Consider the following 10,228-nt stretch of genomic DNA (forward strand, 5'->3'; position numbering starts at 1 on the left):
GTCGAGCTCAAGCGGGTCCGCGGGGCCGGGCACCTGGTCCAGCTCGAGTTCCCCGAGGTCGTCGTCGGTGCGCTGGACCGGCTCATCCAGCGCGGGTTCGCCCACGACGCCGGCAGGAGGCGCGCCGCAATTGGGTGACGATCGCTCCACCGGCACACGCACCGAGCAGTATGCCGAGCTGCCCACGGTCGAGGACACCGAGGCGTTGGGCCGCCGCCTGGCACGCGAACTGCACGCGGGTGATCTCGTCGTCCTGGACGGTCCGCTCGGTGCCGGGAAGACCGCCCTGACCCGCGGAATCGCCGCGGGCCTGGGGGTGCAGGGCCGGGTCACCTCGCCGACCTTCGTCATCGCGCGCGAGCATCGCCCCGGCGATCGCGCCGGTGGCGAACCCGTGGGGATGATCCACGTCGACGCCTACCGCCTCGGGGACGGTCCGAACGCCCTCGACGAACTCGATGCCCTGGACCTCGACACCGACCTGACCGCCGCCGTGGTCGTCGTGGAATGGGGTGAGGGGCTGGTCGAGACACTGACCGAGCGGCACCTGCGGGTGCGGCTGCGCCGCGAACCGGACTCGGACGTGCGCACCGCCACCTGGTCCTGGGTGGGGTGACCGTCGCGCTCGGCGGTACTCTGGATACTCGTGCTCGTTCTCGCCGTGGATACCGCCACCCCCGCTGTCACCGCAGGTCTCGTCCGGGTAGACGACGGCGGTGAACGCGGGGGCGTCGACATCGAGACGTTGGCCGTGCGGGTCACGGACAATCCACGCGCCCACGCCGAGGTGCTGACTCCGCAGATCCTCGACTGCCTGTCGTCCACCGGCCACACGCCGGCCGACCTCGACGCCGTCGTCGTCGGTGTCGGCCCCGGCCCGTTCACGGGCCTGCGTGTCGGTATGGCGACCGCCGCGGCCTTCGGCGACGCCCTCGGCGTGCCGGTGCACGGCGTGTGCAGCCTCGACGCGATCGCGGCCGACGTCCACGGCACGGACGGCGACGGTGATCTGCTCGTCGTCACCGACGCCCGTCGCCGCGAGGTGTACTGGGCGCGGTACTCCGGTGGCCACCGCGTCGAGGGGCCGGGCGTGTGCAAGCCGGCGGAGCTGAAGGCGGAGCCGTCGCTGCGGATCGCCGGGTCCCGCCCGCACACCGACCTGTTCGCGCTGCCCGCACATCCGGTGGCCACACCGTCTCCGGCGGGCCTGGTCGCCGTCGCCGTCGCGGACCTGCTCGCCGGGGTGGAGCCCGAGCCCCTGGTGCCCCTCTACCTGCGCCGGCCCGATGCGGTGGAGACGGCGGACCGGAAGAAGAAATGAGCCCCCACGACCCGCTTCCCCTCGTCGACGCGCTGCAGCCGTCCGACGTCGCACGGTGCGCCGAGCTGGAACGGATCCTGTTCCCCGGCGACGACCCGTGGAGCGCCAGCGCCTTCCGCGCCGAGCTGGCGGCGCCGCAGAACCACTACGTCGCCGCCCGCGACGACGAAGGCCGGCTGATCGGCTACGCCGGTCTCGCCCGTCTCGGCACCGGAATCCATCCGGAGTCCGAGGTCCACACCATCGGTGTGGACCCGCAGCAGCGGCGCCGCGGCGTCGGTGGCGCGCTGCTCGCCGAGCTGTTGCGGGCGGCCGACGCCTGGGGCGGCCCCGTGTTCCTGGAGGTGCGCACCGACAACGACGCGGCGATCGCGCTGTACCGCCGGGAGGGTTTCGAGATCGTCGGGACCAGAAAGCGGTACTACCAGCCGAGCGGCGCCGACGCGTACACCATGTGCCGGCCGGACCGGCGGAAGGAGTCACAGTCGTGATCGTGATGGGCATCGAGAGCTCGTGCGACGAGACGGGCGTCGGCATCGTCCGGTGGGTCGGCGACGGCACCCTCGAACTGCTCGCCGACGAGGTGGCCTCCAGCGTCGACGAACACGCCCGGTTCGGCGGCGTCGTCCCGGAGATCGCGTCCCGCGCACACCTCGAGGCGATCGTCCCGACCATGCGACGGGCGCTCGCCGCGGCCGGGATCGCCAAGCCCGACGCCGTGTGCGTGACGATCGGTCCCGGCCTCGCCGGTGCGCTGCTCGTCGGTGTCGCCGCAGCCAAGGCCTACGCGGCGGCGTGGGACGTGCCGTTCTACGCGATCAACCACCTCGGCGGGCACGTCGCGGTGGACACGATCGAGCACGGGCCGATGCCGCCGTGCGTGGCGCTGCTGGTCTCCGGCGGGCACACGCACCTGCTACACGTCGAGGACCTCGGCCGCACGCCGATCGTCGAGCTCGGCACCACGGTCGACGACGCGGCCGGGGAGGCCTTCGACAAGGTGGCGCGTTTGCTCGGGCTGGGTTTTCCGGGCGGTCCGGCGCTGGACCGGGCCGCGCAGGACGGCGACCGCACCGCGGTGGTGTTCCCGCGGGGGATGACGGGGCCGCGCGACGCCCGGCACGACTTCTCCTTCTCCGGGCTCAAGACGGCCGTCGCGCGGTTCGTCGAGGCGCGCGAGCGCGCCGGCGAGCCCGTCCCGCTCGCGGACGTGGCGGCCGGTTTCCAGGAGTCGGTGGCCGACGTGCTGACGATGAAGGCGGTGCGGGCCGCGCAGGATGTGGGCGTAGACACCCTGGTCCTCGGGGGTGGGGCCACCGCCAATTCCCGCTTGCGGGAACTCGCCGAGGAGCGCTGCGCCGCCGCGGGGATCACGCTGCGGGTGCCGCGGCCGCGGTTGTGCACCGACAACGGGGTGATGATCGCGGCGCTGGGGGCGCACCTGATCGCCGGAGGTGCGCAGCCGTCCGCGCTCACCGTCGGGACCGACCCCGGGCTGCCGGTCGAGATCGCCCAGGTGCCGGCCTGACCGTCCGCTGCGGGGGATCGGCCGGTGCGGCTCAGCCGACCGGCGACGGTTCGATGCGCAACGGGGACGAACTCGTCGTTCCCTCCGCCGGGGCGGCGGTCGAGGAGGTGTCGGTCGTCGTCTCGGCGGGTGCGGACTCGGTCGTCGGCGCGGACGTCGTCGGGCTCGGTGTCGTGCTCTCGGGCGGTGTCGTACCGGGCGGTGTCGGCAGCGGGACGGTCGGCAACGAAACGCTCGGCAGGGTTCCCGGGAACTGCCACGGCCGGTCGGTGCCCGGGGCCTCCGGGGGCGACTCGGGCCGGTCGGTGGTGGTCGACTCCGGCGTGCTGGGCGGCGTGGTCGTCGCCGAGGTGCTCGTCGGGGGTAGCGACCCGGTGGGGTAGGGGTCCGGCGCGGGCGTGCGTGCGTAACCGTTGTCCGGAGCCGTCGTGGTGACGGTGGCGTGAGGATCCTCGGAGGGGATCTGCGTGTGTCCGGTGTCGGGAACCGCCGCCGCAGGCTGGGTGGTGGCCTGGTCGCTGGTGCCGGCGGGGGAGACGGGCGTGTCGTCGGACGCGATCCGGTCGGTCGCGTAGCCGGCGACGAGCGCACCGACGACCAGCGCCCCGGCGAGTGCGCCGGAGACCTTGCCCCCGGGGGTGCTCGGCGTCGGCGCCGAGGCGCCCACCGGCGGATACGACGCGAGGCGTGACGACGCGGCGAGCAGCGCGGCACCGTGGGCCGCTGCCGTGGCCGGTTCCGGCACCGTCACGGCGGTCCCCGCGAACGCGGAGGTCACGGCTCCGGCGAGAGCCGGCATGGCCGCGGCGCCGCCGACGAGGGCGAGCATCTGCGGCCGCGGCTCGGTGCCGCCGCAGATCCGTCGCGTGAACGCCGCGGCGGTGTCGGCGAGATCGGCCACCATCTCGTCGAGTTCGGCGCGGGTCAGGGGCACCGCGGGGCCGGCGTCACCGAGTTCGACCCTGGTGGCCGACGCGGAGCCGAGGGCCTCGAGGGCGCCCTGGCAGCGCACCGTCAACAGGGCGGTGTCGATCGGAATGCGGCCGCGGGTGCGGCCGATCTGGCGGCGCACGTGGTCGTAGACGCGGCCGCGGACGGCGTCGCCCCCGACGTCCCCGGTCCGGGCCGAGCGCAGCACCGATCCGGACCGTCGGTCGAAAACGGAGACGGTGAATCCCGATGCCCCGAGGTCGGCGACGGCGAGGGTGTCGGCGGTGTCGACGAGGCCGGTGCCGTGCAGGTAGGCGAAGACGGCGGTCGTCTCCGGAACCAGGTGGACGATGTGGCCGTCGCGCACCGCCGCGGAGCGGATCGCCTCCGCGTGCTCGGGCGTGCGGTAGGCCACCGCCACGGCGTCGGGGACGGCGTGGCCGTCGATCTGGGTGCTCATGAGGGAGAGGGCATCGATGACGAGGTCGCCCAGATCCCCGGCTGCGTCGGGATCGGCGGCGAGAAATCGGTACTCGGTGGTGCGATCCCCGGACCCCTCGACGACGAGGGCTGAGCCCACTCCGGAAGCGCCGGTGGAAATCCCCAGCGACGTGCGCATAGTTCCCCTCCCGTGCGTGACCGGCGGACAGTGACGCGGACGAGGCCGCAATGTCACCGAATGGTCACGCGTTCGGTCTCCGTTATCCGAACGTAACAGACGGGTGGCCGCGAGCGCTCGTCGAAAACCGGCGATCCCCGTCCGTCCGGCCGCGCCGCAGGCCCGGCTACCCCGCCCGTGGACCGGCCGCCGGACGTCGGTGGCGGAGGCGGGTCGAGTCCGGCAGCGCCGCTGTTGTGCCAGCTCGGAGGCATTCTTCCGGCTCGCAGGGCGAGCACAGTGGCGGGGGAGTGGGCTGTGAGGGGACCGCTGCCCGGCGGGGTGGCCGACCGGGCATCTCCCGGATACGAATGGTCACGATTCGGTCTCCTCGGTTGCGGACGGGCCCGGCTCATGGGCGGACGGGGGCCGGCCTCCGGCCGTCGTTGCCGGGCGGGCGCGGTCGACCGGAGGGCCGCCCGGGGCCGAGGGGCCTTCGATGGCAGCATGGGGCGCCCGGGGCGACACGGGGACATTCAGCACCCGCTGCCCTTGAGCGCTGGCACTCGCGTGTATAGAGTGCTAGTCGACGCCGAGCGAGTTCCGGCACCCGCGACGACGGGACTGCGCGCGGAGTCACCGTGGTGACTGAACAAACCCTGTCCGAGGACGACAAGAGGCCTCGGACCATCGAACCCCTGAAAGTGGAGGGCTCATCGTGGCGAGCGTGAACATCAAGCCGCTCGAGGACAAGATCCTCGTCCAGGCCAACGAGGCCGAGACGACGACTGCCTCCGGCCTGGTCATCCCGGACACGGCGAAGGAGAAGCCCCAGGAGGGCACCGTCGTCGCCGTCGGCCCCGGCCGCTGGGACGACGAGGGTGAGAAGCGCATCCCCCTCGATGTCAAGGAAGGCGACGTCGTCATCTACAGCAAGTACGGCGGAACCGAGATCAAGTACGCCGGCCAGGAGTACCTGATCCTGTCGGCTCGCGACGTGCTGGCCGTCGTCGCCAAGTAAGCCGCACGCATTCCGCCCCGGAGTTCCGTCTCGGACCCGGGGCGGAATCCGTTCCGGATCCTTCGTTCCAGGAGTAGTCGGAGAACATGTCCAAGCAAATCGAGTTCAACGAGACCGCGCGGCGGGCACTCGAGCGTGGCGTCGATCAGCTCGCCGACGCCGTCAAGGTCACCCTCGGCCCGCGTGGGCGGCACGTGGTGCTCGCCAAGGCGTTCGGCGGTCCGACCGTCACCAACGACGGTGTCAGCATCGCCCGGGAGATCGAGCTGGAGGACCCGTTCGAGAACCTCGGCGCCCAGCTGGTCAAGAGCGTTGCCACCAAGACCAACGATGTCGCCGGTGACGGCACCACCACCGCCACGGTGCTCGCTCAGACCATCATCAAGGCCGGCCTGAAGAACGTCGCGGCCGGCGCCAACCCCATCGCGCTCGGCAGCGGCATCGCCCAGGCCGCCGAGAAGGTGTCGGAGGCGCTCCTCGCCGCCGCCACCCCGGTCGAGGGCAAGGAAGCCATCGCCCAGGTCGCCACCGTCTCCTCGCGCGACGAGGAGATCGGCACCATGGTCGGCGAGGCCCTGAGCACCGTCGGCAAGGACGGCGTCGTCACCGTCGAGGAGTCCTCGACGCTGCAGACCGAGCTTGTCGTCACCGAGGGCGTCCAGTTCGACAAGGGTTTCCTCTCGCCGTACTTCATCACCGACATCGACGCACAGCAGGCGGTGCTCGAGGATGCCGTCATCCTGATCTACCGCGACAAGATCGGCTCCCTGCCCGACTTCCTGCCGCTGCTCGAGAAGATCGCCGAGAACGGCAAGCCGGTCCTGATCATCGCCGAGGACGTCGAGGGCGAGGTGCTGTCCACCCTGGTGGTCAACTCCATCCGCAAGACCCTCAAGGCCGTCGCGGTCAAGGCGCCGTTCTTCGGTGACCGCCGCAAGGCGTTCCTCGACGATCTCGCCGTCGTCACCGCCGGCACCGTCATCAACGCCGACATCGGGTTGACCCTGAAGGATGCCGGTCTCGACCTGCTCGGTTCGGCCCGACGCGTGGTGGTCACCAAGGACAGCACCACCATCGTGGACGGTGCCGGCACGCAGGAGGACATCCAGAACCGCGTCGCGCAGCTGCGCCGCGAGATCGAGGCCACCGATTCCGACTGGGATCGCGAGAAGCTCGAGGAGCGGCTCGCCAAGCTCTCCGGCGGCATCGCGGTGATCAAGGTCGGCGCTGCCACCGAGACCGACCTCAAGGAGCGCAAGTTCCGTGTCGAGGACGCCGTCAACGCGGCCAAGGCAGCGGTCGAGGAGGGCATCGTGCCCGGCGGCGGTTCGGCGCTGGTGCAGGCCGCCCGTGAGCTGGACGCGCTCGAGAACTCGCTCTCGGGCGACGAGGCCACCGGTGTCGCCGTGCTGCGCGCGGCCCTCACGGCCCCGCTGTACTGGATCGCCAGCAACGCCGGCCTCGACGGGGCGGTCGTGGTGAACAAGGTCGGCGAGGCTCCGGCCGGATCCGGCTTCAACGCAGCCACCCTCACCTACGGCGACCTGATCGCCGACGGTGTCGTGGACCCGGTGAAGGTGACCCGGTCCGCGGTCGTCAACGCCTCCTCGGTGGCACGGATGGTGCTGACCACCGAGAGCGCGGTCGTCGAGAAGCCGGAGGAGGAGGCCGAGGCCGGTCACGGCCACGGCCACGCGCACTAGGGATCCGAACGCCCGGGCCGGCCGCGCGTAACGGTGGCCCGGGTGGCACGAAGCCCCGCACGGAACTTCCCGTGCGGGGCTTCGTCGTCCCGGGGGTCGCGGCCGGTCAGACCGCGACCCTCCGTCGTCGGTGCCGCGCGTACATCTCCCGCTCCGTCTCGGACATGCCGCCCCAGATGCCGTACGGCTCGGACACGGCCAGAGCGTGTTCCCGGCACTGCACGATCACCGGGCACTGCCGGCACATCTCCTTGGCCCGGCTCTCGCGCTGCGCCCTGGCCCGGCCACGCTCCCCGTCCGGGTGGAAGAACATCGAGGAGTCCACCCCACGGCACAGTCCGTGCATCTGCCAATCCCAGACGTCCGCGTTGGGTCCGGGCAAGTGGTTCGGTGCAGGCATGGGGCACTCCTTTGCAGCGTGCTCGCCTGGGGCGAGCGGACCGTGGGCGGAAGGTCTTTCCCCCCAAAGCAATTATTCAGGCTTCGTAACCGTAAAGGGGCCGCCGAAATGGAGTCAACAGTTTCGCGGAGTGGCAATTTCCATATCCCGATCCGCGAGAATTAACCACCGAAATATTTACATCGGGGTCGATTCGTGATTGTGTCTTGATGTTGTGCGCCTCGACCGCTCGAGGCTCCGTCCGGTGCCCGGAACAGCCCGGATCAGGGACTATATGCCCTGCCGTCGGCGTGGAAGGGCACCCGTCCGGGCCGCGGGGGCAAGAATGCCGGGGTCGGCGGGCCCGGCGTGCGCGGGTTTGCGTACAGGCGCCATGTCCGCAATTAACAGGCCGTAAACCCAATGTTCAACCGGATGCAGCACAAGTGTCGTGCGGAGTAATTCATGCGCCCCCGGTGCATATTTCCCGGAATGCGGACCACCTCCGCGTCGGGAGGGGGAGATGCGGTGCGATCATGAGCGCGTGCCCGACATCGCCCTTCCGTCCGACGCGTCCGCACTCGCCTCGGCGGCCTTCGGCGCCCGGCCGGGCCTGTTCCCCCTGCCCCTCGCCGGCGATCCCGTCGCGTCGTGGCACCGGGCCGTCGCGCTGGGCGGGCAGGGCCGCTACAGCGCGGCCCGGGCGGAACTGACCCGGCTCCGCCGCGCCACGGGCCCCGGCGGAGCGCTCGCGTCCCTCGCGACGAGCACCGAGGCGTCGCTGTTGCGTCAGCTCGGCCGGCATCGTGAGGCATCCGTCCTCGACGGCCGGGCGGTCGCGGCGCTCGCCGGCGCGCCGGCGGACTGCCCGTGGGCCGTCGAGGCTCACTGCGACGCCCTCACGGGCCTGGCGGCGGACGCGCTCGGGTGCGGCCGGCTCCGGCTCGCCGCCCGGCTGCTGGACCGCTGCGCCGCACGTCTCGACGAAGCGGGGGGCGTCCACCCCGAGGCGTTCCGGCGCCAGCGCGTGCGCCTGCACTGGGTCACCGCCGAGACCGCGCTCGCCTCCGGGGACTTCGCCACCGCCCGCCGTCATTCCGCTGCCGCAGCGGCAGGTGCCGAGCGCAGCGGTTCGGTCCGGCACCTGATCAAGTCCGACCTGTTGCAGGCCGCCTCGTGGACCGGCGAGTCCGATCCGACCCCCGCCCGCGACCTGTGCCTGGACGTGCTCGATCGCAGCACCGCGCACGGTCTGGTCCCGCTCCGCTGGGCTGCTTCGATGCTGTGGGACGGACTGGGGGGCGGTGATGCGGCCCGGCGCGTGCGCGACGAGTCGGCCGCCCTCATCGTCCGGCGCGGCGGGAGATTCGCAACGATCCGGGCCTAGAAGTCATCCGTGCGTCCGTTCCGTCCGGTCGTGTCGTTAGTCTGGGGGTGTTCCACTGCGAGTGGAAGCACACCCGGCCGGGGGGTCGTGTCACTTTGTAACGCCAGGACTTGCGCAATCGATGACTGTCATGGGTGAGGAGTTGGACTCCGCTGTCGCTGCGGCTGCGCAGGGGGATCGGACGGCTCTCGCTCAGGTTCTGAGGACCATCCGGCCCTTGGTCGTCCGGTACTGCCGGGCGCGGGTCGGATCCGCGGAGCGTGGCCAGCTCTCCGCGGACGACGTAGCGCAGGAGGTGTGCCTGGCCGTGATGACGGCGTTGCCGCGGTATCAGGACCAGGGACGCCCCTTCATGGCATTCGTGTACGGGATCGCGGCACACAAGGTCGCCGACGCGCACCGCAGCGCCGCCCGCAACCGGGCGGACCCGGTCGCGGAGGTACCCGAGTCGATGTCGCTGGACGACAGTCCGGAGGAGCAGGCACTCAACTCGGAGACGAGCCGGCAGATGAAGAAGCTGCTGGGCACGCTTCCGGAGAAGCAGCGGGAGATCTTGATCCTGCGGCTCGTGATGGGCCTGTCCGCGGAAGAAACGGCAGCAGCGGTGGGAAGTACGGCAGGGGCCATTCGAGTGGCGCAGCACCGTGCCATCGCCCGACTGAAGAAGGAAGTGACGAGAGCAGGTGAGAGAAATGGGTAGGAAGCACGGCGCGGATGACGATTTCTTCGCCGATCTCGCCGACGACGGCACCCCCGTGGACATTGCGGCAGTGCGCCGTGACGATGCCCTCATCGACGCGATCTCCGGGGACGGACCGGTGCCCACCGAGACGACCGAGGAATACGAGCTGGCCACGCTCCTCGCGGGCTGGCGTGCCGAGATCCTCGCCGACCCTCTTCCTTCCGAACCGGACCTGGACGAGATCGTCGCCGCGGTCAACCGAGAGATCGGTGCCCGCGACGCGCTCGCCGAGCGCCGGTCCCGGTCCCGCACCCAGCTTCGCCTGATCCGTCCCATCGCCGGTGCCGCCGCCCTGATCGCCATCGCCGTGGGCGGCGCGACCGCCGTCTCCTACCAGGCCGAACCCGGCGACCCGCTGTGGAGCGTCAAGCAGGTCGTCTTCAGCGAGCAGGCAGAGTCGACGGTCGCCCGGATCGACACCGCCTCGACACTGCAGGAGGCCGAGCAGCGGCTCGCCGTCGGCGACACCGAAGGCGCCCAGGAACTGCTCCAGTCGGCACAGGAGCGTTCCGGGTCGGTCACCGACGCCGGCCAGCGGGACCAGCTGGGCGACTGGATGCAGCGGCTCACCACCGAGCTGAGCCAGCTCCTTCCGCCGCCGCCCCCACCAGTGCTGCCC

11 protein-coding genes and 1 pseudogene are annotated in these 10,228 nt (G+C 71.5%); 10 read left to right on the top strand and 2 right to left on the bottom strand.

What is annotated here, in order from left to right; all coding sequences use genetic code 11:
* From G6039_RS30890 to tsaD, 5 genes and pseudogenes are all read left to right on the top strand, one after another.
* Positions 1-138, top strand: a pseudogene (locus tag G6039_RS30890) (alpha/beta hydrolase); the annotation flags it as partial.
* The gene (gene tsaE / locus G6039_RS28810) at positions 131-616 is read left to right on the top strand and encodes a tRNA (adenosine(37)-N6)-threonylcarbamoyltransferase complex ATPase subunit type 1 TsaE (RefSeq protein WP_006940019.1); all 486 of its coding nucleotides are present in this window, start codon (positions 131-133) and stop codon (positions 614-616) included. The pseudogene G6039_RS30890 and the gene tsaE, both read left to right, overlap by 8 nt.
* A gap of 30 nt (positions 617-646) precedes the next feature.
* Entirely contained in the window at positions 647-1,321 is a 675-nt protein-coding gene (gene tsaB / locus G6039_RS28815; RefSeq protein ID WP_029544796.1) for a tRNA (adenosine(37)-N6)-threonylcarbamoyltransferase complex dimerization subunit type 1 TsaB, read from the top strand.
* Complete coding sequence (gene rimI / locus G6039_RS28820) at positions 1,318-1,812, top strand: ribosomal protein S18-alanine N-acetyltransferase (protein ID WP_043802540.1); 495 nt, start codon at positions 1,318-1,320, stop codon at positions 1,810-1,812. The genes tsaB and rimI overlap by 4 nt, the downstream gene beginning before the upstream one ends.
* The gene (gene tsaD / locus G6039_RS28825) at positions 1,809-2,849 is read left to right on the top strand and encodes a tRNA (adenosine(37)-N6)-threonylcarbamoyltransferase complex transferase subunit TsaD (protein WP_006940025.1); all 1,041 of its coding nucleotides are present in this window, start codon (positions 1,809-1,811) and stop codon (positions 2,847-2,849) included. Before rimI ends, tsaD begins: the two co-directional genes overlap by 4 nt.
* Positions 2,850-2,880: 31 nt before the next feature.
* Here the strand turns inward: tsaD and G6039_RS28830 are convergent, their stop codons facing one another.
* A complete protein-coding gene (locus G6039_RS28830) occupies positions 2,881-4,398 on the bottom strand; it encodes an Hsp70 family protein (RefSeq protein WP_029544794.1) in 1,518 nt (505 codons plus the stop codon).
* 697 nt (positions 4,399-5,095) lie between these two features.
* Between G6039_RS28830 and groES the strand changes: the two genes are divergently transcribed.
* Positions 5,096-5,398 carry a co-chaperone GroES gene (gene groES / locus G6039_RS28835; protein ID WP_003938034.1) on the top strand — a complete coding sequence of 101 codons (303 nt, stop codon included), beginning with the start codon at positions 5,096-5,098 and terminating at the stop codon, positions 5,396-5,398.
* Positions 5,399-5,484: 86 nt separating this feature from the next.
* Positions 5,485-7,101 carry a chaperonin GroEL gene (groL, locus tag G6039_RS28840; RefSeq protein WP_043802543.1) on the top strand — a complete coding sequence of 539 codons (1,617 nt, stop codon included), beginning with the start codon at positions 5,485-5,487 and terminating at the stop codon, positions 7,099-7,101.
* Positions 7,102-7,207: 106 nt separating this feature from the next.
* Here groL and G6039_RS28845 read toward each other — a convergent pair whose 3' ends face one another.
* Complete coding sequence (locus G6039_RS28845; RefSeq protein WP_029544792.1) at positions 7,208-7,501, bottom strand: WhiB family transcriptional regulator; 294 nt, start codon at positions 7,499-7,501, stop codon at positions 7,208-7,210.
* A gap of 523 nt (positions 7,502-8,024) precedes the next feature.
* Between G6039_RS28845 and G6039_RS28850 the strand changes: the two genes are divergently transcribed.
* The 3 genes from G6039_RS28850 to G6039_RS28860 all read left to right on the top strand — a co-directional run.
* On the top strand, positions 8,025-8,867 hold the full coding sequence (locus G6039_RS28850) for a hypothetical protein (protein ID WP_043802585.1): 843 nt from the start codon (positions 8,025-8,027) through the stop codon (positions 8,865-8,867).
* 121 nt (positions 8,868-8,988) lie between these two features.
* Complete coding sequence (locus G6039_RS28855) at positions 8,989-9,567, top strand: sigma-70 family RNA polymerase sigma factor (RefSeq protein ID WP_029544787.1); 579 nt, start codon at positions 8,989-8,991, stop codon at positions 9,565-9,567.
* The coding region (locus tag G6039_RS28860) for an anti-sigma-D factor RsdA (protein WP_241258976.1) at positions 9,560-10,228 on the top strand (669 nt) is incomplete at its 3' end. The genes G6039_RS28855 and G6039_RS28860, both read left to right, overlap by 8 nt.

It is taken from the genome of Rhodococcus aetherivorans (assembly GCF_011058165.1).
GTDB lineage: Bacteria > Actinomycetota > Actinomycetes > Mycobacteriales > Mycobacteriaceae > Rhodococcus > Rhodococcus aetherivorans.